General features: G+C 62.1%; 29 protein-coding genes. 8 read left to right on the forward strand and 21 right to left on the reverse strand.

The window, feature by feature from the left end; translation table 11 throughout:
* Positions 1 to 100 precede the first annotated feature (100 nt).
* Entirely contained in the window at positions 101 to 1,207 is a 1,107-nt protein-coding gene (locus tag AC0L3E_RS32345; RefSeq protein ID WP_473606605.1) for an aldo/keto reductase, read from the reverse strand.
* A 27-nt stretch (positions 1,208 to 1,234) separates the two neighbouring features.
* Positions 1,235 to 1,771, reverse strand: coding sequence for a nuclear transport factor 2 family protein (locus AC0L3E_RS32350; RefSeq protein ID WP_127270206.1), 537 nt, complete (start codon positions 1,769 to 1,771; stop codon positions 1,235 to 1,237).
* A 115-nt stretch (positions 1,772 to 1,886) separates the two neighbouring features.
* On the opposite strand from AC0L3E_RS32350, the gene AC0L3E_RS32355 reads away from it, so the two are divergent.
* Complete coding sequence (locus tag AC0L3E_RS32355; protein WP_473606606.1) at positions 1,887 to 2,813, forward strand: LysR family transcriptional regulator; 927 nt, start codon at positions 1,887 to 1,889, stop codon at positions 2,811 to 2,813.
* A 21-nt stretch (positions 2,814 to 2,834) separates the two neighbouring features.
* Here the strand turns inward: AC0L3E_RS32355 and tsf are convergent, their stop codons facing one another.
* The 5 genes from tsf to AC0L3E_RS32380 form a co-directional block, all read right to left on the reverse strand.
* Positions 2,835 to 3,755 (reverse strand): translation elongation factor Ts, encoded by a 921-nt coding sequence (gene tsf, locus AC0L3E_RS32360; RefSeq protein WP_127321483.1) that lies wholly within the window; start codon positions 3,753 to 3,755, stop codon positions 2,835 to 2,837.
* 109 nt (positions 3,756 to 3,864) lie between these two features.
* Positions 3,865 to 4,653 (reverse strand): 30S ribosomal protein S2, encoded by a 789-nt coding sequence (gene rpsB / locus AC0L3E_RS32365; RefSeq protein ID WP_023812937.1) that lies wholly within the window; start codon positions 4,651 to 4,653, stop codon positions 3,865 to 3,867.
* A 203-nt stretch (positions 4,654 to 4,856) separates the two neighbouring features.
* Complete coding sequence (locus AC0L3E_RS32370) at positions 4,857 to 5,135, reverse strand: DUF4031 domain-containing protein (protein WP_127395824.1); 279 nt, start codon at positions 5,133 to 5,135, stop codon at positions 4,857 to 4,859.
* A gap of 59 nt (positions 5,136 to 5,194) precedes the next feature.
* The gene (locus AC0L3E_RS32375) at positions 5,195 to 6,493 is read right to left on the reverse strand and encodes a lysophospholipid acyltransferase family protein (protein ID WP_473606607.1); all 1,299 of its coding nucleotides are present in this window, start codon (positions 6,491 to 6,493) and stop codon (positions 5,195 to 5,197) included.
* A 114-nt stretch (positions 6,494 to 6,607) separates the two neighbouring features.
* The gene (locus tag AC0L3E_RS32380) at positions 6,608 to 7,435 is read right to left on the reverse strand and encodes a cell envelope integrity EipB family protein (protein WP_127269019.1); all 828 of its coding nucleotides are present in this window, start codon (positions 7,433 to 7,435) and stop codon (positions 6,608 to 6,610) included.
* Positions 7,436 to 7,573: 138 nt separating this feature from the next.
* Here AC0L3E_RS32380 and AC0L3E_RS32385 point away from each other — a divergent pair, with 138 nt between their 5' ends.
* The 5 genes from AC0L3E_RS32385 (at position 7,574) to AC0L3E_RS32405 (ending at position 11,901) form a co-directional block, all read left to right on the forward strand.
* On the forward strand, positions 7,574 to 8,038 hold the full coding sequence (locus AC0L3E_RS32385; RefSeq protein ID WP_127269018.1) for a RidA family protein: 465 nt from the start codon (positions 7,574 to 7,576) through the stop codon (positions 8,036 to 8,038).
* A 14-nt stretch (positions 8,039 to 8,052) separates the two neighbouring features.
* Positions 8,053 to 8,781 carry a glycerophosphodiester phosphodiesterase gene (locus tag AC0L3E_RS32390; protein WP_023812942.1) on the forward strand — a complete coding sequence of 243 codons (729 nt, stop codon included), beginning with the start codon at positions 8,053 to 8,055 and terminating at the stop codon, positions 8,779 to 8,781.
* A 50-nt stretch (positions 8,782 to 8,831) separates the two neighbouring features.
* Positions 8,832 to 10,046, forward strand: coding sequence for a GNAT family N-acetyltransferase (locus AC0L3E_RS32395; RefSeq protein WP_473606609.1), 1,215 nt, complete (start codon positions 8,832 to 8,834; stop codon positions 10,044 to 10,046).
* Between the two features lie 99 nt (positions 10,047 to 10,145).
* Complete coding sequence (locus AC0L3E_RS32400) at positions 10,146 to 10,577, forward strand: HIT family protein (protein ID WP_127271001.1); 432 nt, start codon at positions 10,146 to 10,148, stop codon at positions 10,575 to 10,577.
* A 181-nt stretch (positions 10,578 to 10,758) separates the two neighbouring features.
* Entirely contained in the window at positions 10,759 to 11,901 is a 1,143-nt protein-coding gene (locus tag AC0L3E_RS32405) for a phosphatase PAP2 family protein (protein WP_473606610.1), read from the forward strand.
* A 42-nt stretch (positions 11,902 to 11,943) separates the two neighbouring features.
* Here AC0L3E_RS32405 and AC0L3E_RS32410 read toward each other — a convergent pair whose 3' ends face one another.
* The 4 genes from AC0L3E_RS32410 to AC0L3E_RS32425 all read right to left on the reverse strand — a co-directional run bounded on the left by AC0L3E_RS32410 (position 11,944) and on the right by AC0L3E_RS32425 (position 16,075).
* Positions 11,944 to 12,582 carry a chloramphenicol phosphotransferase CPT family protein gene (locus AC0L3E_RS32410; protein WP_127270999.1) on the reverse strand — a complete coding sequence of 213 codons (639 nt, stop codon included), beginning with the start codon at positions 12,580 to 12,582 and terminating at the stop codon, positions 11,944 to 11,946.
* Between the two features lie 61 nt (positions 12,583 to 12,643).
* Positions 12,644 to 15,112, reverse strand: coding sequence for an ATP-dependent Clp protease ATP-binding subunit ClpA (gene clpA / locus AC0L3E_RS32415; RefSeq protein WP_127258970.1), 2,469 nt, complete (start codon positions 15,110 to 15,112; stop codon positions 12,644 to 12,646).
* A gap of 6 nt (positions 15,113 to 15,118) precedes the next feature.
* On the reverse strand, positions 15,119 to 15,448 hold the full coding sequence (clpS, locus tag AC0L3E_RS32420) for an ATP-dependent Clp protease adapter ClpS (protein ID WP_023812950.1): 330 nt from the start codon (positions 15,446 to 15,448) through the stop codon (positions 15,119 to 15,121).
* Positions 15,449 to 15,745: 297 nt separating this feature from the next.
* The gene (locus tag AC0L3E_RS32425; protein WP_013531776.1) at positions 15,746 to 16,075 is read right to left on the reverse strand and encodes a phasin family protein; all 330 of its coding nucleotides are present in this window, start codon (positions 16,073 to 16,075) and stop codon (positions 15,746 to 15,748) included.
* Between the two features lie 285 nt (positions 16,076 to 16,360).
* Between AC0L3E_RS32425 and AC0L3E_RS32430 the strand changes: the two genes are divergently transcribed.
* Positions 16,361 to 17,770 (forward strand): SPOR domain-containing protein, encoded by a 1,410-nt coding sequence (locus AC0L3E_RS32430; protein ID WP_473606611.1) that lies wholly within the window; start codon positions 16,361 to 16,363, stop codon positions 17,768 to 17,770.
* A gap of 46 nt (positions 17,771 to 17,816) precedes the next feature.
* On the opposite strand, the gene AC0L3E_RS32435 is transcribed toward AC0L3E_RS32430, so the two are convergent.
* The 4 genes from AC0L3E_RS32435 to AC0L3E_RS32450 all read right to left on the reverse strand — a co-directional run bounded on the left by AC0L3E_RS32435 (position 17,817) and on the right by AC0L3E_RS32450 (position 21,248).
* Positions 17,817 to 18,515, reverse strand: coding sequence for a DnaJ domain-containing protein (locus tag AC0L3E_RS32435; protein WP_473606612.1), 699 nt, complete (start codon positions 18,513 to 18,515; stop codon positions 17,817 to 17,819).
* On the reverse strand, positions 18,515 to 19,246 hold the full coding sequence (locus tag AC0L3E_RS32440; protein ID WP_164749086.1) for a vWA domain-containing protein: 732 nt from the start codon (positions 19,244 to 19,246) through the stop codon (positions 18,515 to 18,517). Before AC0L3E_RS32440 ends, AC0L3E_RS32435 begins: the two co-directional genes overlap by 1 nt.
* 84 nt (positions 19,247 to 19,330) lie before the next feature.
* Positions 19,331 to 19,768 carry a DUF1489 family protein gene (locus AC0L3E_RS32445; RefSeq protein WP_473606613.1) on the reverse strand — a complete coding sequence of 146 codons (438 nt, stop codon included), beginning with the start codon at positions 19,766 to 19,768 and terminating at the stop codon, positions 19,331 to 19,333.
* A gap of 76 nt (positions 19,769 to 19,844) precedes the next feature.
* Positions 19,845 to 21,248, reverse strand: coding sequence for an L-serine ammonia-lyase (locus tag AC0L3E_RS32450; RefSeq protein WP_473606614.1), 1,404 nt, complete (start codon positions 21,246 to 21,248; stop codon positions 19,845 to 19,847).
* A 178-nt stretch (positions 21,249 to 21,426) separates the two neighbouring features.
* On the opposite strand from AC0L3E_RS32450, the gene AC0L3E_RS32455 reads away from it, so the two are divergent.
* Positions 21,427 to 22,140 carry a DUF599 domain-containing protein gene (locus tag AC0L3E_RS32455; protein WP_027161543.1) on the forward strand — a complete coding sequence of 238 codons (714 nt, stop codon included), beginning with the start codon at positions 21,427 to 21,429 and terminating at the stop codon, positions 22,138 to 22,140.
* On the opposite strand, the gene AC0L3E_RS32460 is transcribed toward AC0L3E_RS32455, so the two are convergent.
* The 6 genes from AC0L3E_RS32460 to AC0L3E_RS32485 form a co-directional block, all read right to left on the reverse strand.
* Positions 22,119 to 22,910 (reverse strand): YdcF family protein, encoded by a 792-nt coding sequence (locus AC0L3E_RS32460; RefSeq protein ID WP_023812955.1) that lies wholly within the window; start codon positions 22,908 to 22,910, stop codon positions 22,119 to 22,121. The genes AC0L3E_RS32455 and AC0L3E_RS32460 overlap by 22 nt on opposite strands.
* A gap of 125 nt (positions 22,911 to 23,035) precedes the next feature.
* Positions 23,036 to 24,601: an amidase gene (locus tag AC0L3E_RS32465; protein WP_127321155.1), complete on the reverse strand. Its 1,566-nt coding sequence runs from the start codon at positions 24,599 to 24,601 to the stop codon at positions 23,036 to 23,038.
* Positions 24,601 to 25,056, reverse strand: a complete 456-nt coding sequence (locus AC0L3E_RS32470) for a GNAT family N-acetyltransferase (protein WP_127271852.1) — start codon at positions 25,054 to 25,056, stop codon at positions 24,601 to 24,603. The genes AC0L3E_RS32465 and AC0L3E_RS32470 overlap by 1 nt, the downstream gene beginning before the upstream one ends.
* An 8-nt stretch (positions 25,057 to 25,064) precedes the next feature.
* Positions 25,065 to 25,352 (reverse strand): Asp-tRNA(Asn)/Glu-tRNA(Gln) amidotransferase subunit GatC, encoded by a 288-nt coding sequence (gene gatC, locus AC0L3E_RS32475; RefSeq protein ID WP_127272494.1) that lies wholly within the window; start codon positions 25,350 to 25,352, stop codon positions 25,065 to 25,067.
* Positions 25,353 to 25,470: 118 nt separating this feature from the next.
* Positions 25,471 to 25,887, reverse strand: a complete 417-nt coding sequence (locus AC0L3E_RS32480; RefSeq protein ID WP_127321156.1) for a hypothetical protein — start codon at positions 25,885 to 25,887, stop codon at positions 25,471 to 25,473.
* Positions 25,888 to 25,911: 24 nt separating this feature from the next.
* A complete protein-coding gene (locus AC0L3E_RS32485) occupies positions 25,912 to 26,619 on the reverse strand; it encodes a metal-dependent hydrolase (protein WP_127396976.1) in 708 nt (235 codons plus the stop codon).
* Between the last annotated feature and the right edge of the window lie 51 nt (positions 26,620 to 26,670).

A 26,670-nucleotide genomic window follows, 5' to 3' on the forward strand; every position in this document is an offset into this window, starting at 1 on the left:
CCCCCCCCCCCCCCCCCCCCCCCCCCCCCCCCCCCCCCCCCCCCCCCCCCCCCCCCCCCCCCCCCCCCCCCCCCCCGACCCGGAATTCTCTCGCCTTTTGTCAACTCACGCCGGCAAATGCACCTGCCATGAGCAGGTCAGGGAAATAGCCCGCCGGCTTGTAGCCGACGGCCTGGCCCCCGGTAAGGCCGCCCTGGATTTCCGGACCGAAGAACGAGTACGGGAACGGCGTGACCGGCAGGCTGACTGCGTCGAGCCTTGCCAGGAGCTCTTGGGGAATCTCGAAATCGAGCGCGCCGAGATTGTCCCTGAGCTGATCGAGCCTCGTCGCACCGATGATCACCGAAGCGACACCGGGCCGCGTTGCCGCCCAGTTCAAGGCGATTTGGGCCATGCCGCGGCCAAGTTTGCCGGCGACCTTTTCCAGTTCGGCAACGATTGCCCAGTTGCGGTCGGTGAATTTCTGGAAGCCGGGATTGGTCGAACCGCGCATCGCCTCCAGCCTGCCGCCGGCGTTGCTGATTGTATCTGAACGATATTTGCCGCTCAGCAAGCCGCTGGCCAGCGGGCTCCAGACCATGATGCCGGCGCCATAGCGCGTGCCGAACGGCACGAATTCATGCTCTATGTTGCGCTCGACCAACGAATATTCGAGCTGCAGCGCCGAAACCGGTTCATAGCCGCGCTGCTCGGCGATGGACTGCGCCCGGCTCGCGTACCAGGCGGGGACGTCGGAGAGACCGACATGGCGGATCTTTCCGGCGCGTACCAGATCGTCCAGCGTCCGCATCACCTCTTCCGGTGAAGTCAGCCTGTCCCAGGCATGCAGGACATAGAGGTCGATATAATCGGTGCCGAGCCGCTTCAGCGAGCCTTCGACGGCGCGGATGATGTTCTTGCGGCCGTTGCCGCCGGCATTCGGATTGCCCTGCTCCAGATTCATGCTGAACTTGGTGCTGATCACCGCTCTGTCGCGCAGACCGCGTTCGGCTATGAACTCGCCAAGCCAGGTCTCGGAGGTGCCGCCGGTATAGGCATCGGCCGTATCGAAGAAATTGCCGCCTGCCTCGACATAGGCATCGACCAGGGCGCGGGCCGTCTCCTTGTCGGCGCCCCAGCCCCATTCGGTGCCGAAGGTCATGGTTCCGAGCGCCAGCCGGGTGACACGAAGCCCGCTGCTGCCAAGGGTGTAGAAGGGCATGGTCATGATGTCGCTCCGATCCTGATCCAATCTTCAATGCCGATCCTGTCCGGGGGTCGTCTTGACCCACGGGTTGCCGCGTTCATGCGTCATGCGGAATGTGAAGCCGTCCACGCTCCAGTCGGCTCCCGAACGGGTCAGGTGGTGTTCGTAGGTGCCCCAGACTTCCCATAGCGGTTCGCCATTGCCTTCCATCCGGTTCCAGGCGTAGCCGTTGGAGGAGACAGTCGCGGCGTCGCCGTCGATGGCGACCTGATGGTTGGTGCGCAGGTGCAGGCTGGTCTTGTTGCCCCTGAGGTTGGCGGCCCAGGTCCCGATCAGGTCGTCCGACGCGATGGTGGCCGCAGGCTGCCCACTCAGGCTGCTGAAGTCGACGGTGACGCGGTCGGCGAAGTAACTACGGGCGAGCCGCCAATCCTGGGCATCGACCGCGCGGTCGATGGCATCGGCGATGCGTATGACGGCGCGCTCATCGGCGAGCGTGATTTCAGGGGACGATTCGGCTCCGCCGGCATCGACCGGCGCCAGCGCGATACCCGCCGCGAAGGTGGCATACCTCAATGCATTCATGTCTCTTCTCCTTTGCGCATCGGCCCGTCGCCGGTTTGCTGGCGACAATGTGGGCCAACAGGCCGGCATCGAAAAGATTGCATTATTCGCATGGACTATGCGATATTATGCATGAATGGATCGCGACCTGCTCAGCCACCTTCCCGTTATCGTCGCCGTGGCGCGGCGAGGCGGCTTTGCGCTTGCCGCTGCCGAACTCGGCATGAGCCCTTCGGCGGTCAGCCACGCTGTACGCCTTGTGGAGGAGCGCATCGGCCAGCCGCTCTTTGCCCGCACGACCCGCAGCGTATCGCTGAGCGAGGCCGGTCAGGCGCTTATCTCGACGGCCGAGCCCGCGCTGCAGGATATCGCCGAGCGGATGGAGCGTATCCGCGGCATCAAGGGTCGCCCGGCGGGACTGCTCAGAATCAATGTATCACATATCGCCGTCCCGATGGCGGTGACGCCGGTGGTGACGGCCATGGCCGAGCGCTATCCGGAGGTGACAGTGGAAATCTTTGCCAATGAAGGATTGGTCGATATCGTCAGCGAAGGCTTTGACGCCGGCATCAGACTTGGCGAAATGATCGCGCAGGACATGATCGCGATCCGGATGACCCCGCCATTCCAGGTGATCATCGTAGCGTCACCAGCCTATATCGGCCGGCATGGCCGCCCGCACAGCCTGGCCGATCTCGCCGCCCACAATTGCATCGGCTACCGTCTGGTGCGATCCGGCGCGGTCTATCGTTGGGATTTGACGGAGGACGGCAAGGACGTGGCCGTGGAAACGCGCGGCACCGCCATCGTCACCGATTCGCTTGCCGCGATCGACCTGGCGCTGTCGGGAATGGGACTGGCCTATGTGTTCGAGCCGCTGGTGCGCGCCGACCTGGCCGCTGGTCGGCTTGTCCAGGTGTTGCCGCAGTCGGCAATCGAGGAACCAGGCCTGTTTCTCTACTTTCCGCGCCGGGCGGCAATGGCACCGAAGCTGCGCGCCTTTGTCGACGTCACACAAGAAATCGGCCGGACACCCTCGCGAGCGCCCGGCCGAGTTGCCTGAGCCGAAAAGCTGCTTGGCAGCTTACTTCTTGACCGCTGCAGCGACTTCCGCGGCGAAATCGGTCTCTTCCTTCTCGATGCCCTCGCCCAGCGCAAAGCGCAGGTAGGCGGTGATCTTGGCCGGGGCGCCGATGTCCTTCTCGGCATCCTTCAGCGCCTTCTCGACAGTGATGTCGGGATTGAGCACGAAGGCCTGCTTCAGGAGCACGACTTCCTCGTAGAACTTGCGCAGACGGCCCTCGACCATCTTCTCGATGATCGCTTCCGGCTTGCCGGACTGGCGCGCCTGGTCGGAGAAGATCGCCTTCTCGCGTTCGACCGCGGCCGGATCGATCTGCTCTGCGGTCAGCGCCAGAGGGTTGGTGGCGGCAACATGCATGGCCACCTGGCGGCCAAAGGCGTTGGCTGCATGCTCATTGCCCGTGGTCTCGATCGCGACCAGCACACCGAGCTTGCCAAGGCCGTCGGCAACCGCGTTGTGGACGTAGGTAGCGACAGCGCCGTGCGGGACGGTGAGCTTGGCCGAGCGGCGGAAGCCCATGTTTTCGCCGATGGTGCCGACAGCGTCCTTGATGGTGTCGGCAACCGACTTGTCGGAACCTGGATACTTTGCGGCGGCCACAGCCTCCGTCGTGCCATAGGCCAGCGCAACCTTGGCAACGTTGCCGACGATTTCCTGAAACGCGGCGTTGCGGGCCACGAAGTCGGTCTCGGAATTGACTTCCACGACGGCGGCTTCGCGCACGCCATTGTCGACGCCGATCAGACCTTCAGCCGCAGTGCGGCCAGCCTTCTTGTCGGCCTTGGAGATACCCTTCTTGCGCAGCCAGTCGACGGCCTCTTCCATGTTGCCGTTGGTCTCGGTCAACGCGGCCTTGCAATCCATCATGCCCGCGCCGGTCAAGTCGCGGAGTTCTTTGACCTGTGCAGCCGAAATGCTCATTGTCGCCTCTTTGTTTTAAATGCACCGACGCACCATCGGTATTCGATGGTGCGTCTGTTTAGCGTGCCAGAATATGAGAAAGATGAAGGCCGCAACCCGCCTTCGATTATCAAGCTTCGGGAGCTTCCGACGCCGGAGCCGGAGCCGGGTCGAGCGCGGGTTCGACCGGAGCTTCGACCGAAGCGCCGATGTCGACGCCGAGCGCACCCTGCTGGCGGGCGATGCCGTCGATCGCAGCCTTGGCGATCAGATCGCAATAGAGCTGGATGGCGCGGGCCGCGTCGTCATTGCCGGGGATCGGGAAGTCGATCTTGTCCGGATCGCAGTTCGAATCGATGATGGCGACGACCGGGATGCCGAGGCGCTTGGCCTCGAGGATCGCGATCGCTTCCTTGTTGGTGTCGATCACGAACATCAGGTCGGGCGTCGAGCCCATGTCCTTGATGCCGCCCAGCGCCTTGTCGAGCTTCTCGCGCTCGCGGTCGAGGTTCAGGCGTTCCTTCTTGGTCAACCCTTGCGCCTCGCCGGCCAGCATCTCGTCGAGCTTGCGCAGGCGCTGGATCGAATTCGAGATCGTCTTCCAGTTGGTCAGCATGCCGCCGAGCCAACGCGAGTTGACATAATACTGAGCCGAACGCTGTGCAGCATCGGCGACGATGTCGGACGCCTGGCGCTTGGTGCCGACGAACAGCACGCGGCCACCCTTGGCGACGGTGTCGGAAACCTGCTTAAGCGCCTGGTGCAGCAAAGGCACCGTCTGCGACAGGTCGATGATGTGGATGTTGTTGCGGGCGCCATAGATGTAGGGCGCCATCTTCGGGTTCCAGCGGTGGGTCTGGTGGCCGAAGTGAATGCCAGCTTCCAAAAGCTGGCGCATACTGAAATCAGGCAGTGCCATTCAAAGTTCCTTTCCGGTTAGCCTCCACGGACACAGGCATTTTTGGACTTTGTCCTCGAACGCCACCGGAGGTTTCAGCCGGATTTCTCCCGGGCAGACACCAAAGTCCGTGTGTGGAATGAGCGCGCATATAGAGGGGATGCGCGATAAACGCAAGCGCCGCGGGATTTGTGATGCGGCGTGCGACGATCCGCGCCCTGCCGTCAGCGCTTTATCTTCCCGTTCGGCACTCGCACTCGCCGGAAGACCGCGACGATCTCTTCGCGGCTGCATTCGATGGCGCCGAGCCGCACCGCTCGATCGCGCTCGAAGCCGGTTATGTCATAATGCGGCGCCGACGTCTTGGGCGGCCCCTGGTAGGATGAGCGCTTGAGACCGAGCCGGGCGGCAAAGCGATGCAACTCGTCGGTGTCGTCGGCCAACAGATGGCACCAGCGATGGCCGGCCCAGTTCCAGATCGCTGCGTCGACATAGACCGCCATGAAGCTTGCTGTTTGCCTTCCATCCTCCACCACAGCGGGCCACGTGGCCCGTCAGGATGTCAGGGACGATAGAATGGATTCGGATAGAAAATGAAGCTGCCCTTGGCTGCAAGCTCGGCCACAATGTTGGTGACTGTATCCTGCATGCGACGGTGCAGCTCGGCAACCGCATCGTCGATAGAGTCCGTATGCTCATGCAAGCCCAGTGCCTCCGGCACCCGGATGTGGGCGCAACGCGGCCCGACCGGCTGCGGAACGAACCGATTCATCGTGTCGCGCAGCCCACCTCGACAATAGTCGTTGCGGATCCGCTTCAGATGTTCGGCGATATCCTCCTGCGTGATGCGCGGATTGGCGCAGGCCCAGGGTCCGACGCGTTGCAGCCTCTGAACCCTATCGGCGAGCGCGCGGACCTGCCTTTGCCGTTCCGCATCGTCGGTGTTTTCGCGCTGCCAGCGACGCGCACGCCGCAGAAGCTCTGCGGTGTCGGTTATGGCAGCGTCGCATGAGATGCTTTCGCCGAGTCGGCGGCCGAGTTCAGCAACCAACGCCTGCTGGCGCTCGGCATAGGTTGCGCCTTCGTCGGATGGCATGCCCGATGCTGCTTCATCGCGGGCCAGCAGCGCCGAATAGACATGGTGGATGCGCTGCGGCAGCGTGTCGGTCGCAAGGCGTTCTATTTTCAGGCTTTTCTCGACATAAGCGCATTCCTTCGCCAGCGCCGCTTCGACATTCCCGGTGAAGGCGAGCTTCCAGACGACTGGCGCGATCCAGACCTTGAAATCGGAATCCGTGACCCGGCCGCGCTTGAGGGCCTCCAGCCCCATCTCGATGGCACCCGGCAGCAAAGGCGCAACGACATTGGCATGCCAGCCGACGCCGCCTTCGGGATGCAGCAGCACGCCATGGCCTTTCAAGGCCCAGGCGATGGAGTGTTCCTTGGCTGCCCCGCTGTTGCCGGGAATCTGAGCGATGAGGTTGTTGGCCAGCCAGAACTTCTGCATCAGCCGGCCAAGGCCGTTGACGACACCATTGGTTGCCCATGAGGCCGTGAGCGGGCTGACCTGCGACACGATTTCCTTGTCGATCATCCAGTCGGTGAAGAACTCGGGATGATTGGGCGTGATGAAGGTCGCCTTCCCTGCCCCGCAACTGGCCTTCAGCCGCTCAAGGTCGGCGTGGGGAAAGTCGATATGGCGGACATTTGAGACGCCGCGCAGACCGGCCAGGCGATTGAACGGCAAGATATCCCGAAATCCGGGAATGCCGCGGAGCATGACGGTCCGGTTGACGGATGTCATGGCCCTGATCAGTGCCGGGTTGGGCCGCGGCGCCACGAATGTATCGATCCTGCTCAAGCTGATCCCCCTCGCGCCTGGACGCCGGGGAGAGGTTGAGAGACGATTGCGGCACGTTCAAGTCGATCGTTACGACCACGCCGTGTCGTGGTAAATCAACTGCCTAGACCGGCACTATTTGGCGGGACAGGGTTTCGTCTGGTCGAACAGCGACAGGTTGACCAGCTTGCCGGTCATCGAGAAGTCGCCATAGTCCATGACGAGATCGCGGGTGATGCCGTTCTCATGCAGCTTGAAGCTGATACGGTATTCCGGCACCTCTTCGCCCGTCTTGTTGGTGTCGTCGAAATAGGCGATGTCGACCGGCCAGTATTTGTCGGTAGCGAGCTTTGCCAGTGCCGAAGCTTCCGGGTCGGCCTTGTCGGCATCGGTTTTCTTGCCGACCACGACGGTGGTGGTCATCACCTTGTTGGCGTCTTCGGAACCGTCGAACAGGTTGGTTTCGTAAAAATTCTCGCCCTTTTCGGCCTTGCCGATCAGCTCGACCAGATGCTGGGTCGGGAATTGGGTTGTCGCCAGCTCGACGCTGTTCTTTTCAGGCTTGTCGATGTCGACCTTCAGGCCCTTGGTCTCTTTGGTGGCGATGCCCTTGACCTCCTTGTCGAGATTCTGGTCGACGAAGGATTTTGTCACGAACGAAAATGTCTTGCCTTCGGCGTCCTCGAAAGTGGTCGTCTGCTGGTCGGTCAGCCTGGTGTTGTCGGCGGTGACGATCTGGGTGACGAAGCGGAATTTCACCGTATAGCCTTCGCAGGCCGAGCCATTGAACTCATAGACCATGCGGCCGGATATGCCTGTGATGCCGGACTGATCGGACGCTTTTTTCAAGGTAAGATCGTAGACGGCGCGGTGGGCTTGCAACGCCGGCGCTGCGAAGGCAGGGCCTATCGAGAAGACCCCCGACAACAGGACGGCATGGAATGCGAGGCGCGTTGCGCGCATGAGGTACTCCGATCGTCGCGACTGATGGCAGGCCGCAGGGAAAGATGGTCCAGCTTAAAAAAAGTCGTGGCGGAAGCGAGGCAAAAATAGCAATTTCGGCCCGGCCGGCGCGGCGTCACCAAGCAATAGGGAAATACCATGAGTGAAACAATCGAAAAGCGGCTAAGCGATCTGGGTGTGACGCTTCCCGTCGCCGCCGCGCCCGCCGCCAACTACGTGCCCTATTGCCGGACCGGCAATCTGCTGTTCACCGCCGGACAATTGCCGCTCAAGGACGGCAAGCTGCAGGCGAGCGGGCTGTTAGGTCGCGATCTCGATACCGCAGGTGGCAAGGATGCGGCAAAATACTGCGCGATCAACATCCTGGCGCAGGCCAAGGCAGCACTCGGCGACCTCGAGAAGATTAGCCGTCTGGTGAAGATCACCGTTTTCGTCGCCTCGACACCTGAGTTCGCCGAGCAGCATCTGGTTGCCAACGGCGCCTCCGATTTCCTGGTGGCGGCCCTTGGCGAGCGTGGCAAGCATGCGCGCTCCGCCGTCGGCACCGCCTGCCTGCCGCTTAATGCCGCAGTGGAAATCGAAGCCGTCTTCGAAATCGAATGAGCCAGGGGACAGATATGACCGACCTATCCTGGCTGACCGCCCGGCCCGTCGCCCATCGCGGCTTCCACGACATGAACAAGACGCGCTGGGAAAACACGCTGTCAGCCTTCGCTGCGGCCGCCGAACGCGGCTATGCCATCGAATGCGACGTCCACCTGTCGTCCGACCGCGTTCCTGTCATCATCCATGACGGAGATCTCAAGCGCCTGACCGGCCAGGATGGTTTCGTCTGGCAGCGCACCGCAGCAGAACTCGCGGCGCTCAGGGTCGGTGGCACGGCGGACCATGTGCCGACGCTGCAGGAAGCGCTCGACCTGGTGAACGGCCGCGTGCCATTGGTGGTCGAGTTGAAAGGCACGCCCGGCTATGACGAAGGCCTGGTGGCAAGCGTCGGCAAGATGCTCAAGCGCTACAAGGGCAAGGCGGCGATCATGTCGTTCGACCACTGGCTGGTCCGCGATTTTCCGAAGGACGCGCCGGGTATCCCGGGGGGGCTCACCGCCTACGGCAAGGACGTCGGGTTGATCGAGGCGCATTTCGCCATGCTGGCGCATGAGATCGCCTTCACCTCCTACGCGGCCGGCGACCTGCCGAACCCATTTGTCAGCTTCGTGCGTGAAAGGCTGAAAATGCCTGTTATCACCTGGACGGTGCACGACCAGCCGGCGGTCGACCTGACCTTCAGATATGCCGACCAGATGACGTTCGAGGGGTTCGAGCCCGATCTGGTCAAAGTCGCCTGAGTGTCTGAAACGTGACTTGTACCAGGCCGGACGGAGCTTAAATAAGCCTCATGGATCAGGGCGACGAGGGTGACGGACAAACGGCCAATGCGGACTATTCGATCCGCGTCGCCGCCGGCATCGGCGCCTTCACCTGTGATGAATGGAACGGCTTTGCCGGAACTGCGCGCGGAAATTCAGAAACCAGTTACAATCCTTTGGTTTCCTTCGCTTTTCTAAGCGCACTCGAAGATTCTGGATGCGCCGTGCGGCGCACCGGCTGGCATGGCCATCACCTCAGGCTGGAGGACGGGCAAGGCAGATTGCTGGGCGCGGTGCCCTGTTATCTCAAATCGCACAGCCAGGGCGAATATGTGTTCGATCATGGCTGGTCGGATGCCTTCGAGCGCGCCGGCGGCCGTTACTATCCCAAACTGCAAAGTGCCGTGCCGTTCTCCCCGGTCACCGGCCCTCGCCTGCTGGTCAGCAAGGGCGAGGACAGCGCCAAAGTGAAGGCCGGTCTCGCGGCGGGCTTGAAGGCGGTGACGCAAAAACTCGGCGTCTCTTCCGCGCATGTCACCTTCGCGCAAGAGAGCGATGTGGAGGTGCTGGAAGCGGCAGGCTTCCTGCACCGTACCGACCAGCAATTCCATTTCTTCAACGAAAGCTTTTCGACCTATGACGACTTCCTCGCCACCCTTGCCTCGCGCAAGCGAAAGGCGATGAAGAAGGAAAGGCGTGAAGCGCTTACCCCAGGCATTTCGATCGATCGGCTGACCGGCAAGGACCTCACGGAGAAGGCCTGGGACGATTTCTTCGCCTTCTACATGGACACCGGCAGCCGCAAATGGGGTCGGCCCTATCTCAACCGTCAATTCTTCTCGCTGATCGGCGAACGCATGGCCGACGACATCCTGCTGGTGATGGCCAGGCGCAATGGCCGCTATATCGCCGGCGCCATCAATTTCATCGGTTCGGACGCACTCTATGGCCGCAACTGGGGCTGCATCGAGGACCATCCTTTCCTGCATTTCGAGGTCTGCTATCACCAGGCGATCGACTTCGCCATCGAACGCAAGCTGAAGGTTGTCGAGGCAGGCGCGCAGGGCGAGCACAAGCTGGCGCGCGGCTACCGGCCGGTGACCATGCATTCCGCGCACTACATTGCACACCCAGGCCTGCGCAATGCCGTGGCCGACTACCTCGGGCGCGAACGGCAGGAGGTGAAGCGGATGAGCGAATATCTGGAAGAGCACACCCCGTTCCGCAAGGATCTGGAGGAGTAGCAACAGGGCCGCCTTGACGAGCAGGGCCGACTTCGTCCGATCGTCTTGCCGATTTTCCACCGTTTCGCTACACGAAAGGCACAATCCGGAGCGTTCGCCATGACCGAGGCCGCCTACGATACCGACAACATCTTCGCCAAGATCCTGCGCGGCGAAATTCCCTCGCACCGCGTCTACGAGGATGACGCTGTCATCGCCTTCATGGATGTGATGCCGCAGGGGCCGGGCCACACGCTGGTGGTGCCGAAAGCGCCGTCGCGCAACCTGCTCGACGCCGACCCGTCAATTTTCGGCCATCTCTTGAGCGTCGTTCAGAAAGTGGCGCTGGCGGTGAAAAAGGCCTTTGGCGCCGACGGCGTCACCATCATGCAGTTCAATGAGCCGGCATCGGGGCAAACCGTCTATCATCTGCACGTACATGTCATTCCGCGCTTCGACGGCATCCCGCTGAAGCCGCACACGGGAGGAATGGAGAAGCCGGAGGTGCTGACCGAAAATGCCGAAAAGATCCGGACTGCACTCGAAAATTGAGAAACGCGAGGTCAGCCGATGTGGCGGACCGGGTAGCGCCGTTCAGCCGAGAAGACGATTCTAATGCCCGGGCGTGCCGGCGCCGGGACTCAACGGTTTGCAACTCTAATCGTCTGATTAGGAAATATTGAACCGTCTCACGGTAAAATGGTAACGGCGTGGCGAGCTGGGCTTCAAAACCATGGAACATTCGGTTGCGGCATCGGCCCCACTGACGGGGGCCATTGTCGGACGTGCTTTTCCTGGCATCTTGGCGGATGCCTTTTGGCGACACCGGCTGCTGCACGCTATGGCTACCGCTGCGCTGCTTCTGGCAAGCGCAGTCGGGTGGCACACTGGAAACATGCCGGATTTCGGCGTTCTGGCGGAATACGCCGAGTATCTTTTCATCGCCTTTTGGATTTGCGGCTCAGCCCTTGCACTTGGGACGCTTTTCCACCTTGCGCTGGTCCAGCGGGAAACCGAACCGCTGCACACCTTCCTCAAGTCACTGGGTAGATTCTTTGGCGATGCCGAACGCATTGCCAACAGCCTGAATGGCTTGGGTGCCGGTCTTGCCTTCATATCCGCGATCGGTGTGTTGAAGGGAGCCATTGCAATCCTCTCTCCGTTTGCATGGGACAAAGCATTGGCTCACGCCGATCGCATCCTGCATTTCGGTCGAGCCCCGCACGAATGGTTGTGGTTTGTCGTCCAGTCGCCGCTTGCATTGAAAATCATCAACATCGCGTACAATTTCTGGTTCGTCGTGCTCATCATCGCGGTTTTCACCGTGTGCATCACACGCAAGGATACGAAGCTGCGTCATCAGTTCCTGATGAGCTTCATGACGGTGTGGACACTGGGCGGCTTTTTCCTCGCGATGGGCCTGTCGTCGGCTGGCCCTTGCTTTTACGAGCGATTGGGGTTCGGCAACGACTTTCACCCCCTCATGCAAGCACTTGCCGTTGCCGATCGCGTCTATCCGATCTGGGCGCTCAGCACGCAGGATATGCTGTGGAGTGGCTATACCGGCGCAACCACCGGCAGCGTCGGCATATCCGCCTTCCCATCCCTGCACGTTGCGATGGCGGTGCTGTTCGCCCTCTATGCAACACGGCGGTCTCGGCTGGCCGGTCTTGTGATGTGGTTATTCGCCGGCGTCATTATGGTCGGTTCCGTCGTGCTTGGCTGGCACTATGCCTTGGATGGCTATGCGGGTGCATTCCTGATGATCGCGATCTGGAAGGTGTGCGGATATTTGCTGACCCGTTTCGCGCCGGACCGCATGGCCGCTGAAATCGAGAGCTCCACGATGCAATCGCCGGCCGTTTGCAGGCTGTAAATTCGCCGATCTGGACGAACCCGCCTGCGGCGGCCATGCCGGTCAAAACGGCTCAAGGGCCGCGCTGGATGGGTTGGATAGTTTCTGAAACGTTGTTGGATACGGTGCTTGCCGAAGCTGTTCTGCGATCGTATCCGCGCATTGCTTCGGGCTCAGGAGCGAGGTATCGACTTCCAGATCGTACACGCCTGGGCGGTGGACCTCCTCCTGCCACAGGCGCACGGGCAACGGCACCGGATCGTCTGATGAGCCGGTTACATATCTCTTGTCCGCCGCGCTGGCGGCACGCCTTTCCATGATGATTTCCAGCGGGCAGCGAACACCGACAAACAGCACCGGCAGACCTACAAGCCGGCGCGCGCAATCGGCCACAATGTGAAGTGGTCTCGAATAGGCGTCGTGATGGCCGATATCCGCCACGACATTCAGCCCCAGCCGGCTGTGGGCGGCGATCGATTCGTAGAGCGCGGCGTATAGTCCGGGCACGAGGGCCTCAAGGTCCGGACGCTCGCCACCGGGCCGCAATCCTATCCCGGGCCGATAGCGTGCCGGCGTAGCCTGCTCGTAAACGTCGACGCCGAGATTGATCCAGACGCCATCGAAGCGCTCCTGAACAGCTCTGGCGATGCTTGTTTTTCCCGATCGCGGCGCACCGTTCAGGATGATGATCTGGCCGCTCATGCCCCTCCTCCTTGCAAACGAAAAAAGCCCCGTTTCCGGGGCTTTTCGACTTTCCTCAAGGTCAGTTCTTTCTGGGCAGTTGCGGGACAAGACTGCGCTTGCCGCCGTCCTTGCCCTTGGCTTCGGGCTTCTGCGCCACCAGCTTCTTGGCCGCCGGCTTCTTCGCTACGGCCTTTCTTGGCTTCGGCGTTTCTTCAGGCTCTTCCTTCTTCGGCTTCACCGGCGCCTCGTCGGCCAGCGATTCGAGCTTCAGGCCGGTCTCGCCGGTTTCCTTCTTCTCGACGGTGACGCGCACCGTGCCGCCCTTCTTGAGCTTGCCGAACAGCACCTCATCGGCCAACGGCTTCTTGATGTGCTCCTGGATCACGCGGCCAAGCGGCCGCGCTCCCATGCGCTCATCATAGCCCTTGTCGGCGAGCCAGGCGATCGCATCCGCCGACAGGTCGAAGGTGACGCCACGCTCTGAGAGCTGGGCCTCCAACTGCATGACGAACTTCTGCACCACCTGATGGATGACCGGCACCGGCAGCGAGCCGAACGGGATGATCGCATCGAGCCGGTTGCGGAACTCCGGCGTGAACAACCGGTTGATCGCCTCGACATCGTCGCCTTCGCGCTTGGTCGAGCCGAAGCCGATCGCCGCGCGCTGCGCATCCGACGCGCCCGCATTGGTGGTCATGATCAGGATCACATTGCGGAAGTCGATCTGCTTGCCGTTATGGTCGGTCAGTTTGCCGTGGTCCATCACCTGCAACAGGATGTTGAACAGGTCCGGATGCGCCTTCTCGACCTCGTCGAGCAACAGCACGCAATGCGGATGCTGGTCGACGCCGTCCGTCAGAAGACCGCCCTGGTCGAAGCCGACATAGCCCGGAGGCGCGCCGATCAGCCGCGAGACGGTGTGGCGTTCCATATATTCCGACATGTCGAAGCGAATCAGCTCGACGCCGAGCGAGGCGGCCAACTGCTTGGCCACTTCGGTCTTGCCGACGCCGGTCGGGCCGGAGAACAGGTAGGAGCCGATCGGCTTCTCCGGTTCGCGCAGGCCGGCACGTGCCAGCTTGATCGCCGAGGTCAGCGCGGTGATCGCAGTGTCCTGGCCATAGACGACGCGCTTCAGCTCGATATCGAGGCCCTGCAGCACCTTCTCGTCATCGGCCGAAACCGTCTTCGGCGGGATGCGGGCCATGGTGGCGATCGTCGCCTCGATCTCCTTGATGCCGATCGTCTTCTTGCGCTTGGCTTCCGGCACCAGCATCTGCGAGGCGCCGGTCTCGTCGATCACGTCGATCGCCTTGTCCGGCAGCTTGCGGTCGTTGATGTAACGTGCCGACAGTTCCACCGAGGCCTTGATCGCCTCATTGGTGAACTTCACCTTGTGGAACTCCTCATAATAGGGCTTGAGGCCCTTCATGATCTCGATGGCGTCCTCGATGGTCGGCTCGTTGACGTCGATCTTCTGGAAGCGCCGCACCAAAGCACGGTCCTTCTCGAAGAACTGGCGGAATTCCTTGTAGGTGGTCGAGCCGATGCAGCGGATCGCACCCGATGACAGCGCCGGCTTCAACAGGTTGGACGCATCCATGGCGCCGCCTGATGTTGCCCCTGCCCCGATGACCGTGTGAATCTCGTCGATGAACAGCACGGCACCGGGATAGTCCTCGAGCTCCTTGACGACCTGCTTCAGCCGTTCCTCGAAATCGCCGCGATAGCGCGTGCCGGCGAGCAGCGTGCCCATGTCGAGCGCGAAGATGGTGGCGTTGTGCAGCACTTCGGGAACGTCGCCCTCGACGATGCGCTTGGCCAGACCCTCGGCGATCGCCGTCTTGCCGACGCCGGGGTCGCCGACATAGAGCGGGTTGTTCTTGGAGCGGCGGCACAGCACCTGGATGGTGCGGTTGATCTCGGATTCGCGGCCGATCAGCGGATCGATCTTGCCGGCCTTGGCCTTGTTGTTGAGATTGACGCAATAAGCCGTCAGCGCATCCTGCTGCTGCTTCTTCTTGCCGCCTTCCTCTTGTGGCTCGGCGCCGTTCTGGCCGCCCTGCTCGTCGTCGGCGCCGCGCGGCGAGCGTGTCTCCGACGCGCCCGGACGCTTGGCAATGCCGTGCGAGATGTAGTTGACCGCATCGTAGCGGGTCATCTGCTGTTCCTGCAGGAAATAGGCGGCATGGCTCTCGCGCTCGGCGAAAATGGCGACGAGCACGTTGGCGCCCGAAACCTCCTCGCGGCCAGACGACTGCACATGGATCACCGCGCGCTGGATGACGCGCTGGAAACCGGCGGTCGGCTTGGAGTCCTCGTCGTAACCGGTGACGAGGTTGTCCAGCTCGGTGTCGATATAGGTGAGAACCGTGTGCTTGAGCTCATCGAGATCGACATTGCAGGCGCGCATGACGGCGGCCGCCTCGGTGTCGTCGATGAGCGCGAGCAGCAGATGTTCTAGGGTTGCATATTCATGGTGCCGCTCATTGGCGAGCGTCAGCGCCTGGTGAAGCGCCTTTTCCAGGCCTTGGGAGAAAGCCGGCATGTTACCTCACTTCTTCTCCATCACGCATTGCAGCGGATGCTGATTCTGTCGGGCGAAATCCATGACCTGGGACACTTTGGTCTCGGCCACCTCGAATGTATAGACCCCGCACTCGCCCACTCCATGATTGTGAACATGAAGCATGATGCGTGTGGCGGCTTCGCGATCCTTCTGGAAAAAACGCTCCAGCACGTGAACCACGAACTCCATCGGAGTGTAGTCGTCGTTGAGGATGAGGACCCGATAAAGGCTGGGCTTCTTGGTCTTGGTTTTGGTGCGCGTGATGACGGCCGTCCCACGGCCGGCCCCATTGCCGTTACCGTCGCCGTCTTGCATTCGCACCACTCGTCTCGTGGCAGTCAAACCTGAAGTCACGTATTCCTGCCTCTTTCGATTCCCCATGCGAGTTCGACATGTAGGTGTTCGATGTACGATTTTAAGCCCTTCTGGTTAGCTGACAATATGGCTAGGTCACCAACTTGGACGATTTTCGCAATCGTGAAGGGGCGCGAGGCTCTGGAACGGAAATTGACACGAAAAAAGCCCGGCCGCGTTTCCGTGGCCGGGCTTTTTCTCGGGTTCAAAGGCTGAATCTGGGGTCACGTCAGGCGAAATCAGTTCGCCCGGGCAAAATTACTTTGCCTTGGCAACGATCGATTCGAATGGCTTGTAAGCTTCCTTGGCGAGTTCGGCATAGAGATCGCCGATCTTGGTGGCCTCGGCGACGAACGCCTCATAAGACTGCTTGGCGTAGTCCGACTGGATCTCGATCGCCTTTTCCAGCGACTTGGCTGAAAACAGCTTCTCCACAGTGGCGCTGCCGGTTTCAAAACTCTTCTTGGTGTATTCACCAGCCTCGGTGGCAATCGCCTGCGCGCCCTTGGACAGCGACGCGAAGCTCTTCAATCCGGTGTCGGCGAACTCTTTGCCGTATTTGCTGAAGTCCTCATAGGTCTGGGTCATTTCACGATTCCCTTGACGGTTGAAGCGTCCTTCTTCGGGGCGCCCTTGTGCAATGCAAGATAATATATTGTGCGCCGCACAAAAGTCAAGATTTCGCGGGCTTGCGGACCCGCCTGCGCAGCCAATGGCTAAAAATCGAATAAAGAGAACCTCAAGCCCGAAGAAAATGGTGAACGCGGCGGTTACCATAAACGGATTGGTAACGCTGCGCCGGTAGCTTGACCGGAAGCGAGGCAGGACCCTTTGCCGCCTCCAACGCAACGAAGAAATCCAAGGGAAGTACCAGTGCGTAAGGCGTTGTTGGGCATCGTTTCCAAATCCACCTCCCCTCTCAAAACGATGATGATCGTCGCCTTGGCGATGACATTCGTTTTTGGCGACGTTGCCTCGTCGCTGGCGGCCAGGCAGGCGGCCATCGTCGTGGATGCCAAGACCGGCAAGGTGCTTTACTCCGCAGATGCCAACGGCAGGCGCTACCCAGCTTCGCTGACCAAGATGATGACGCTGTATCTGACCTTCGAAGCGATGGCGAAGGGCAAGATCAGCAGGAACACGCCAGTGGTGTTTTCCGCCAAGGCCTCCGCCGAGGCGCCGACGAAACTTGGCGTGAAGCCGGGCGGTTCCGTCACGGTCGAGACCGCGATCCTGTCGATCGTCACCAAATCGGCGAACGACTCGGCCACCGCGCTCGGCGAAATGCTCGGCGGCAATGAAACCACTTTTGCCCGCATGATGACCGCCAAGGCGCGTGCGCTGGGCATGAACGGCACCGTATTTAGAAACGCCAATGGCCTGCCCGACCCCGGCCAGTTCACCACCGCGCGCGACATGGCGACGCTCGGCATCGCGCTGCGCGAGCATTTTCCGCAGTATTACGGCTATTTCTCGCAGCGCTCCTTTCTCTACGGACGCAAGCGCATCAACGGCCACAACCGCCTGCTTGGACGTATCAAGGGTGTCGACGGCATCAAGACGGGCTACACCCGCGCCTCCGGCTTCAACCTCGTCTCGTCGGTTTCCGATGGCAATCGCCGCATCGTCGGCGTGGTCATGGGCGGCACCTCGGGCGGCAGCCGTGACAATCAGATGGCCAACCTGATCAACACCTATCTGCCGAGGGCATCGACTCGCGGCGGTGGCGATCTGGTCGCCAAGGCCGGTGGCAACAACCCGATCACCGCCCTCGCCAAGGTTCTTCTGCCCAAGCATGACGCTCCGACACCGGACGACAAGCCTGTCATAGCGCAGGACGATGCCATCGTTGCCGAGGACGCCACGGTCGCCGAAGACGACACCGCGCAGGCCGAGGAAGCAGCTCCCGTCGTCAAGACCAGAAAGGTCAAGACCGTCATCGTTTCAGCCCCCCAGGTCGCGACGGCCCAGGTGGTAGCGGCCTATGCCGAGCCGACGCCGGCGGCTGTCGACCCGGTCAACACCGCGTCGGTGCCGTCGGGCTGGGCCATTCAGGTCGCCTCGTCGCCCAAGCAGTCCGAGGCCCAGGCCTTTCTCGACAAGACCACCAAGCAGGCGCCCAAGCTGCTGGCGGACGCTTCCGGCTTCACTGTCGCCTTCGACAAGGATGGCGTCACCTATTACCGCGCCCGCTTCGGTGGTTTCGGTTCGAAGACCGCCGCCTGGAAGGCCTGTACCGCTTTGAAGAAGAAGAACATCGAGTGCTACGCCGTCCAGCAGTAGGACGGCGTGCAAGCCATCTCCCGGAAAAATTCTGCGTCGAAGGAGACTAGTTGTGATTGGAGAGCAAGACGTCCTTGGCTTCGTTAATCCGCGCCGCCAGGAAAGACGTGCCGCCGACATCGGGGTGCAGGCGCTGCATCAGGCGGCGGTGCGCCTTGCGGACATCCGCCGCGGCGGCCCCCGCTTCAAGACCAAGGACCTTGTAGGCCTCCTCCTTAGTCATGGCGCCCGGACCTGGCGTAACACCCAGCCCTTCGCCACCGTTCGTCTCAGCGTTTTTGCGCCAGACGGGAAATCTGCCGTCAAGATACGTCTCTAGCAGCTGTCGGCTCTCCGGGTCGCTGGAGAGTTCGCGGTAGAGGTGTTGCAATTCCGCCAGCCCCATCGCGCCAAGCATCTTGCCTTCGTGGCGGCCAGCCAGGACCAGTCCTTCGAGGCCGCCGGTATCGTGATCGAGCTCCATTTCCAATGCCGCCGTGCGCACCGTCGAGCGTTTGCCCGGGGCAAGGCCGGCCGGCTGGCCTTTCATTCGCATGGAACCATACCAGGCAATTGCCCCGGTGAGAATCATGCCGCCGATGCCTTCACGGCCGACCACAAGCACGGCGACGCCGACAACTGCCAGAAGAGCCGGCCCGAGCGTTCGCAGCGTGCTCGCCAGTTTCGCCGGCTCGGCACGCAGAAAGATCGTCACCGCGCCGAGAAGCAGCAGAAGCAACGCTACAAAAGCGATGATTGCGCCCATTATTTTCCGCCGCCCCGCAGATGCTCGATCATCAGCCGGTCTTCCGGCCTGCCCCTGGCTTCGAGCGCCTTCAACCCGCCGGTCGCATACACGGCGACGGCCGAAAGCAGCCCTGCCAAGGTCGCGGCAGCCCGCCGATCAAATCGGAACCAAGCCCCCTTGGAAAGCCGCGCAATCTCTTTGAACGCCTTTTCCGCGCCGGAATCATGGCCTTCCTGAAACACGAAGACAGGAACGCCATGAAGGCCGAGGCTGCCGGCCTTTTCGGCCAGATCGTCGATATTCTCTTCCATCGCGTCGCCGATGTAGACCAGCGCATTGACCTTGGCGGCCGCCGTCTGTTTCAGCGCATGCGTCAGGACCTTTCCGATCTGGGTGTGGCCGCTGCGGCATTCGATCCGCGTCATCAGCTGCTTCAAGGCATTGGTGTCGCTCACGAAAGCCGACGAACGGCACTCGCCGAGGCCGCGAAAATAAACCAGTTGCACGCTGAGGGTTCCGGCCTTGCCGACTGCGTCGAACATCTGGCCCTGCAGCGTGCAGGCCAGATCCCAGGTCGGCTGGCGGCTCATCGTCGCGTCGAGGGCAAGGATCAGCCTGCCCGAACCGGTCGCCGACGCGGCAAGTGTCCTCGCCTGACGAATGAAGGCGTCGATCTCGCCGGCGTTGGATTGAGGCTTGACCGGCGCAGGACTGGTCCTCGCTGGCACAGGCTGCTTCTTATCACTCATGAAAAACAAGATGTGGCGTTGCCACATCGCTTGCAAGCCCCACATCGGGCGGTGCAAAGGGCCAGGCGGTGATGCCACCTGGGGTCAGAGCAGACCGAGATCGGCCAGCTCGCGCCTGAGTTTCGGCGGCATCTCGATCAATCCGGCCTTGCCCTTGCCCAGATCGAGCGGCGCGTCCGCCGATTTCAGGTAGCGCCAGCCCTGAAAAGCCCGGCGCGGCTGCCAGTCGGTGCGTACAATCTCGGGGTCGAGTATCAGATGGCAACGGCCTATGCCTTCACTGTCGGTGAACGGCCGGATTTCGGTGATCAACTGGCGGCACTGCACATTGCCTTTGATCACCCAATAGAGCGAACCGCCATCGGTAACCTCGGCGCCGCGCGTCGGCATCATGCGGGTGGTGTGATACTGCTCGACCGGCTCACCGGCGCGCCGCCGCTCGTCGAGGCGGAAGGCGATCCACTCTTCGAGATCCTCGACGCTGTCGCAGCCGACACAGAGTTTTATGAGATTGAGAGACATCGCTTAAGGTTAGTCCCGCACGCGAACGCGTCAACGACCGGATCGACTTCTCCACAGTGGCGGTTTAGGCCAGCCTTCAGCACTCCACGACGTTGACTGCAAGCCCGCCAAGGCTGGTTTCCTTGTACTTCTCGTTCATGTCGAGGCCGGTCTGGCGCATGGTCTCGATCGCCGCATCGAGCGGTACGAAATGGATGCCGTCGCCCTTGATGGCCAGTGACGCTGCGGTCACCGCCTTGACCGCGCCCAGCGCATTGCGTTCTATGCACGGCACCTGCACCAGCCCGCCGACCGGATCGCAGGTCATGCCGAGATGATGTTCGAGCGCGATCTCGGCGGCATTCTCGACCTGCTCGGGCGTGCCGCCCATGACGGCGCACAGGCCGGCCGCCGCCATCGCCGATGCCGACCCGACCTCACCCTGGCAGCCGACCTCGGCGCCCGAGATCGATGCGTTGGTCTTGATGATGCCGCCAACGGCGGCAGCCGTCAGCAGGAAATCACGAATGCTCGGCTGGTCCGCCTCGGGATGGAAATGCAGCCAGTAGCGCAGCACCGCCGGCAGCGTGCCGGCAGCGCCATTGGTCGGCGCGGTGACCACGCGGCCGCCGGCGGCATTTTCCTCGTTCACGGCCATGGCGTAGATCGACAGCCAGTCATTGGCGAGCAAAGGATTGGGCTTGTTCTGCTGCCACTGCTCCTGCAGCTTATCGTGCAGCATGCGGGCACGGCGGCGCACCTTCAGCCCACCCGGCATGATGCCATCCTGCGACAGGCCACGGTCGATGCAGCCCTTCATGGCGCTCCAGATTCCGTCGAGGCCGGCGTCGAGCTCCTCGCGCGTCATCTGCGTCTCCTCGTTAACGCGTTTCATGTCGGCGATGGAAAGACCGCTTTTGCCGGCCATGGCCAGCATCTCGACCGCATGCTTGAACGGATAAGGCACTTTCTTGCCTTCGGTTGTCACCGAACCCTTGGCTTTCATCCGCTGCAGTTCTTCTTCGGAAACCACGAAGCCGCCGCCGATCGAATAATAGATGCGTTTGAGCAGCAGGCGGCCGCCGGCGTCATAGGCGTAGAACGCCATGCCGTTGGCGTGGCCGGTGAGCGGCGTCTTGCGGTCCAGCACCAGATCGGTGGCCGGATCGAAGCGATACGAGGGATGGCCGGGAGGCGAAATGCGCTTTTCGGTGGCGATGCGGCTGGCAATGCCATCGGCCTGGTCGGGATCGACCGTCTGCGGCGTCAGACCGGCAAGGCCGAGCATGACGGCGCGATCACTGCCGTGGCCAATACCGGTGTAGGCGAGTGACCCGTGCAGGCTTGCGCCAAGCCGGTCAACCTTGACGCCCGCCGGACGCGGCCAGTCATTTCCCGCGACCTCGTCGAGAAACCGCGCAGCGGCGGTCATCGGCCCCATCGTGTGCGAACTCGACGGTCCTATGCCGATCTTGAACAGGTCGAAAACCGAAAGGAACACGCGGCGTTGTCTCCTGGAGTCAGGTCGAGGACTACATATAGGAATTCCCACGATGTTTCCGCTCTTTTGGAAATCGCGGCGCTGCACCCGCCGACCTTGTTTGCTCCGGCAGCGACATTGGTACGATCGCTGTATGCGGACATCGAAGCGATTGCGCTGAATGTGATAAATTCAGTCCATGGGCGATTCCCTCGATCTTTCGACAGCCGATCTCGCGGCGCTGGCCTTCTTCCTCGTCGCGTGGCTGCTGCACACGTTCGCCTCCGACGGCAAGCTGGTCAGCCGCATGTCGCTGACGACGGCGATGAATGCACAGCGGCAAGCCTGGATGCGGACCATGGCCGAGCGCGAGATCCGCATCGTCGACACCGCCATTATGAGCGGGCTGCAGCAAGGCACCGCCTTCTTCGCCTCCAGCTCGCTGATCGCGATCGGCGGCTGCTTTGCCTTGCTCGGCGCGTCCGACCGGGTTCTTGAAGTGCTCAGCGACCTGCCCTTGGGTGGCGCGCCGTCGCGCGCGGCTTTTCAGATAAAGGTGTTCGGACTGGTGCTGATCCTGGCGTTTTCGTTCTTCAAATTCGGCTGGGCGTACCGGCTGTTCAACTATTGCACGATCCTGATCGGCGCCGTGCCGATCCCGCATGGCGAAGCCTCACGCAATCCGGTCACCGAAACGGCGGTGTGGCGTGCGGCGCAAATGAACATGCTGGCCGGAAAGCACTTCAACTCCGGCCTGCGCGGGGTGTTCTTCTCGATCGGTTATCTCGGCTGGTTCGTCGACCCCATGGTGTTCGTGTTGTCGACGCTGTTGCTGCTGGCCGTTCTGGTGCGGCGCCAGTTCTTCTCGGCCGCCAGGCAGGCGGTGATCGGTCAGCCGCCTGGAAAAGGCTGATCGATCCGGCCAGACAGCCAATAGGCAAAAAGCCCGATCCATTCGCGGATGGCCATGGTGGTGGCCTGCAGTGAGTCGGCCGGATTATCGCGGAACAGCCCGATGCCTTCTTTGCCCGAGGTGCGATAGTCGACCGGCCAGGGAACGGTGGCGAAGCCAGCCTTGTCGAACAGCGCCTTGGCGCGCGGCATATGGAAGGCTGAGGTCACGAGCAGCCAGGTCTCGCCGGGCTTCGGCGTGACCAACTCCTTGGTGAAGACCGCGTTCTCATAGGTGTTGCGGGATTTGTTCTCCAGGATCAGACGATCGGCGGCCACGCCAAGCGCGGTGAGCAGGCGCGGCGCGGTTGCGGCATCGCCCTCGCCATCGAGAAACAACGCGCCGGTGCCGCCGGAGACGACCACCTTGGCGGTGGGAAAGCGCCGGGCCAGAACTGCGGTCTCGACCATCCGATCGCCGCTGCTGTTCAACTCATAGCCGCCGCGCGCCAGATTGATGGCGCCCTCAAAGCCGCCGCCGAGCACGACGATGCCGTCGACCTTTGCCGGCAGCGGCGGGCGCGCGAAGCGCTCTTCCAGCGGATTGAGCATCATGGCGCCGAGCGACGTCCACGCCGACAACGCAAGGACCAGAAATGCCAGCACGCTGCCGGTGGCCGCCAGCCGCCGGCGCCCTATCATGGCCGCGAGCAATCCCGCCAGCAGCAGGAAGATCGCCAGGTTCAGCGGCTGGATGAAGAACCAGAATATCTTGGACAGGTAGAAGAACATCGCTCACCCCATTGCAGCGCCGCGCGGGCGTGGGCGCTCAAAGGACGCTAACACTTTGATTTTGCGCAGCATCCTTCCGAAAATCGATTCCGACTTTCAGGGCATCCGCTAGACGAGCGACGTCCCTACCACCACTTCTCCGGCTGGAACGTGCCTGCGGCCTGCTCGATGACGGCGGCGGTCTGGAACAGGGTTTCCTCGTCGAACGGCCGACCGATCAGCTGCAGCCCGAGCGGCAGGCCCTTGGCGTCGAGCCCGGCGGGCACGGCGATGCCCGGCAGGCCGGCCATGTTCACCGTGACGGTGAAGATGTCGTTGAGGTACATCTTGACCGGATCGGCAGCCATGTCCTCATCGGCGACGCCGAAGGCGGCGGACGGCGTTGCCGGGGTCAGGATGACATCGACGCCGGCGGCGAAGACCGTCTCGAAATCCCGCTTGATCAGATTGCGCACCTTCTGCGCCTGCAGATAGTAGGCGTCGTAGTAGCCGGCCGACAGCACATAGGTGCCGATCATGATGCGGCGCTTGACCTCGCGGCCGAAACCGGCGGCGCGGGTCTTCTCATACATGTCGACGATATCCTTGCCCGGCACGCGCAAGCCGTAGCGGACGCCATCATAGCGGGCGAGGTTGGACGAAGCCTCGGCGGGCGCCACGATGTAATAGGCGGGCAGCGCGTATTTGGTGTGCGGGAGGGAAATGTCGACAATCTCGGCGCCGGCGTCCTTCAGCCAGGCAATGCCCTTCTGCCACAGCGCCTCGATCTCTTCGGGCATGCCGTCGACGCGGTATTCCCTGGGAATGCCGACCTTCATGCCCTTGATCGGCTTGCCGATCGCGGCCTCATAGTCCGGCACCGGCCGGTCGACCGACGTCGTGTCCTTCGGATCGACCGAGGCCATCGACTGCAACAGGATCGCGGCATCGCGTACGTCGCGCGCGATCGGGCCGGCCTGATCGAGCGACGAGGCGAACGCGACGATACCCCAGCGCGAGCAGCGGCCATAGGTCGGCTTGATGCCGACCGTCCCGGTGAAGGCGGCCGGCTGGCGGATCGAGCCGCCAGTATCCGTCGCGGTCGCGCCGGCGCACAGGAAGGCGGAGACTGCCGTGGCCGACCCGCCAGAAGAGCCACCCGGCACCAACTGCGCATTGTCCAGGCTGCGCACGGTCCTCGTGCCGCCGGCCGAGACGAAGCCGCCGTCGCCCTGATGCGTCGTCGGCATCACCGCAGTATCGAGGCGCGAGCGCCGCCACGGATTGATGACCGGACCATAGTAGGACGTCTCGTTGGACGAACCCATGGCGAACTCGTCCATGTTGAGCTTGCCGAGCATAACGGCGCCGTCGGCCCACAGATTTGACGTAACGGTCGACTCGTAGCGCGGCTTGAACCCGTCGAGCACATGGCTGCAAGCCTGCGTGTGGACGCCTTCGGTGCCGAACAGGTCCTTGATCCCCAACGGAATGCCTTCCAGCGCACCGCCCTCGCCCTTGACCAGCCTGGCGTCGGACGCCTTGGCCATGTCGCGCGCCTTGTCGCCGGTCACGGCGACATAGGCATTGAGCGCCGGATTGGCGCGCTCGATAGCGCCGAGATAGGCCTCGGTGATCTCGGTCGCGGTGATTTCCTTGCCGCGCAGCTTGGCGCGGGCCTGTGAAATCGTCAGCTGGGTCAGGTCGCTCATCAAAGGCTCTTTTCGTAAAACACCGACCACTCAGAATCGGGATAATCCAGCACCGGGCCGCAACGCGAAAACCCGGCGCGTTCGTAGACTGTCCACGCCGCGGGATGACGATCGCCCGTCTCCAGCACCAGTCGCTTCAGTCCCTCGTTGCGCGCCAGCGCCTCGACCCGCTCGACGATTTTCGCGCCGATCTTCTGGCCGCGATGCGACGGCCTGATATACATGCGCTTGACCTCGCCAATGGCGCCGTCATGACGCTTCAGCGCGCCGCAGCCAATGGCCAGGCCTTTATCTCGGGCGATGAAAACCGTCGTGTCCTGACCGGCCATCTGCTCAACCGTCAAATGGTAGCAATGCTCCGGCGGCGTCAGTTCGAGCAAGGTCTCGTTGAGTTCGGTGACCAGCCCGCGCAGGTCGTCCTGGAGCGGCGTCTCAATGGCGATCTCGATTGCCATCGGCGGACTTACTCCACGACCTTCGGCACGAGGAAGAAATTCTCTTCGGTCGCCGGCGCGTTGACGACGATGTCGGCCGCCTTGCCGCCGTCGGTGACGACATCGCTGCGCTTCTTCATGTCCATCGGCGTCACCGAGGTCATTGGCTCGACACCGGAAACATCGACCTCGTTCAGCTGCTCGACGAAGCCCAAAATGGCATTCAGCTCGCCGGTCATCCGTTCGGCATCTTCTTCGCTCACCGCAATGCGGGCGAGATGCGCGACGCGCTTCACTGTCTGAAGATCTACGGACATGTTTTTGCCTCGGGGAAAACCAGTTCGGGCTATAGCGGCGCCGCGCGCGCTGCGCAACATCCATCGTGCGAGAGACCAGGCTGTGCCGACGGCCCGCTCATCGGCTCTCAGAATACGTCTATGGCAGGGCAACGCCTTCGCACAGATAGTAGCTGCCGCTGTTGCCGCTTGCTTCGCTTTCGTCGTCGACGGGCCGAACCGACACGAGATCGATCTGCTTCGCGTTCATTTGCGTCACCGAGAGAACGTCGGGAAAGACATAACCCGGTTCCTGGCAGATGGCCGTCACCGCCCAGCTCGGCGAAGCCGTCGCCTTGCTGATCTGCAGAAACTCGCAATTGTACTCGACGCTTTGCAGGCCGTATGCCGAAAGCACGATGTTGCCGGCGTCGATCAGCGTTTGCAGCGTGTCCTTCTTGGCCTGTTTGCAAAGCTCCTCGGACTGAAGGTAGACGCCTTCGATGAAATCATCCGCGGCGAGCGCGGGCGACGCCGCGACCAGTATGGAAACGCAAAAAGATTGCCTCAAAGCCATGGTTTTATTCCATTTTGGCTGCTTCTAAATCGTAATCGTCTCGCCAATCTTGGGCAAAGCCACCTTGATGCCGGATCCTTCCAGGCCGGCCTCGAACTTGTCGGCGGTCGGGTCGATCATCGGAAAGGTGCCGAAGTGACAGGGAACCACGGTGTCGAACTTGAAGAAGCGCCGGCAGGCAAGTGCGGCCACCGCGCCGCCCATGGTGAAGCGGTCGCCGATCGGCACCAGGCCGATCTTCGGCTCGTGCAGCTCGTTGATCAGCGCCATGTCGGAAAAGATGTCGGTGTCGCCCATGTGGTAGAGCGTCTTGTCTTCCGGGAAATGCAGGACGAGGCCGCCGGGATTGCCGAGATAGGTGTTCTGGCCACCTTCGCCGGGGAACGAGGATGAATGCAGCGCCTGGACGAAAGTGGTGGTGAAGCCGCCGCAATCGACGGTGCCGCCGATGTTGCCCGGGTTGATCTTCTTGTCGCTGGCGCCCTTGCCGACCAGGTACATGCAGATCTCGAAATTGGCGACTAGCTGGGCGCCGCTTTTGCCAAGCACTTCCAGCGCGCCGCTGATGTGGTCGCTGTGGCCATGCGTCAGCAGTACATGCGTGATTCCCTCCGCCGGTCCCTCCCAGCCGCCCGTCCAGGACGGATTGCCGATCAGATAGGGATCGATGAGGATCTTGGCATCAGCGGTCTCGATGCGAAAGGCCGAGTGGCCGTACCAGGTCAGTTTCATGAATGCATTCCTCGATTTTTATCTTGCCAAAGGATAGAACGCCGACGGCCC

Source organism: Mesorhizobium sp. WSM4822 (genome assembly GCF_055811155.1).

Excerpts from the sequence above, each read along its gene's own strand:
- AC0L3E_RS32390 (WP_023812942.1), top strand. The coding sequence starts at position 8,053 with ATGACCGACCTATCCTGGCTGACCGCCCGGCCCGTCGCCCATCGCGGC.
- AC0L3E_RS32465 (WP_127321155.1), bottom strand. The coding sequence starts at position 24,601 with ATGAGCGACCTGACCCAGCTGACGATTTCACAGGCCCGCGCCAAGCTG.
- clpA (WP_127258970.1), bottom strand. The coding sequence starts at position 15,112 with ATGCCGGCTTTCTCCCAAGGCCTGGAAAAGGCGCTTCACCAGGCGCTG.
- AC0L3E_RS32485 (WP_127396976.1), bottom strand. The coding sequence starts at position 26,619 with ATGAAACTGACCTGGTACGGCCACTCGGCCTTTCGCATCGAGACCGCT.
- AC0L3E_RS32385 (WP_127269018.1), top strand. The coding sequence starts at position 7,574 with ATGAGTGAAACAATCGAAAAGCGGCTAAGCGATCTGGGTGTGACGCTT.
- AC0L3E_RS32355 (WP_473606606.1), top strand. The coding sequence starts at position 1,887 with ATGGATCGCGACCTGCTCAGCCACCTTCCCGTTATCGTCGCCGTGGCG.
- tsf (WP_127321483.1), bottom strand. The coding sequence starts at position 3,755 with ATGAGCATTTCGGCTGCACAGGTCAAAGAACTCCGCGACTTGACCGGC.
- AC0L3E_RS32480 (WP_127321156.1), bottom strand. The coding sequence starts at position 25,887 with ATGGCTTTGAGGCAATCTTTTTGCGTTTCCATACTGGTCGCGGCGTCG.
- AC0L3E_RS32400 (WP_127271001.1), top strand. The coding sequence starts at position 10,146 with ATGACCGAGGCCGCCTACGATACCGACAACATCTTCGCCAAGATCCTG.
- AC0L3E_RS32370 (WP_127395824.1), bottom strand. The coding sequence starts at position 5,135 with ATGGCGGTCTATGTCGACGCAGCGATCTGGAACTGGGCCGGCCATCGC.
- rpsB (WP_023812937.1), bottom strand. The coding sequence starts at position 4,653 with ATGGCACTGCCTGATTTCAGTATGCGCCAGCTTTTGGAAGCTGGCATT.
- AC0L3E_RS32395 (WP_473606609.1), top strand. The coding sequence starts at position 8,832 with ATGGATCAGGGCGACGAGGGTGACGGACAAACGGCCAATGCGGACTAT.
- AC0L3E_RS32405 (WP_473606610.1), top strand. The coding sequence starts at position 10,759 with ATGGAACATTCGGTTGCGGCATCGGCCCCACTGACGGGGGCCATTGTC.
- AC0L3E_RS32440 (WP_164749086.1), bottom strand. The coding sequence starts at position 19,246 with ATGAGTGATAAGAAGCAGCCTGTGCCAGCGAGGACCAGTCCTGCGCCG.
- gatC (WP_127272494.1), bottom strand. The coding sequence starts at position 25,352 with ATGTCCGTAGATCTTCAGACAGTGAAGCGCGTCGCGCATCTCGCCCGC.
- AC0L3E_RS32455 (WP_027161543.1), top strand. The coding sequence starts at position 21,427 with ATGGGCGATTCCCTCGATCTTTCGACAGCCGATCTCGCGGCGCTGGCC.
- AC0L3E_RS32445 (WP_473606613.1), bottom strand. The coding sequence starts at position 19,768 with ATGTCTCTCAATCTCATAAAACTCTGTGTCGGCTGCGACAGCGTCGAG.
- AC0L3E_RS32410 (WP_127270999.1), bottom strand. The coding sequence starts at position 12,582 with ATGAGCGGCCAGATCATCATCCTGAACGGTGCGCCGCGATCGGGAAAA.
- AC0L3E_RS32425 (WP_013531776.1), bottom strand. The coding sequence starts at position 16,075 with ATGACCCAGACCTATGAGGACTTCAGCAAATACGGCAAAGAGTTCGCC.
- AC0L3E_RS32345 (WP_473606605.1), bottom strand. The coding sequence starts at position 1,207 with ATGACCATGCCCTTCTACACCCTTGGCAGCAGCGGGCTTCGTGTCACC.
- AC0L3E_RS32460 (WP_023812955.1), bottom strand. The coding sequence starts at position 22,910 with ATGTTCTTCTACCTGTCCAAGATATTCTGGTTCTTCATCCAGCCGCTG.
- AC0L3E_RS32435 (WP_473606612.1), bottom strand. The coding sequence starts at position 18,515 with ATGGGCGCAATCATCGCTTTTGTAGCGTTGCTTCTGCTGCTTCTCGGC.
- AC0L3E_RS32470 (WP_127271852.1), bottom strand. The coding sequence starts at position 25,056 with ATGGCAATCGAGATCGCCATTGAGACGCCGCTCCAGGACGACCTGCGC.
- clpS (WP_023812950.1), bottom strand. The coding sequence starts at position 15,448 with ATGCAAGACGGCGACGGTAACGGCAATGGGGCCGGCCGTGGGACGGCC.
- AC0L3E_RS32380 (WP_127269019.1), bottom strand. The coding sequence starts at position 7,435 with ATGCGCGCAACGCGCCTCGCATTCCATGCCGTCCTGTTGTCGGGGGTC.
- AC0L3E_RS32350 (WP_127270206.1), bottom strand. The coding sequence starts at position 1,771 with ATGAATGCATTGAGGTATGCCACCTTCGCGGCGGGTATCGCGCTGGCG.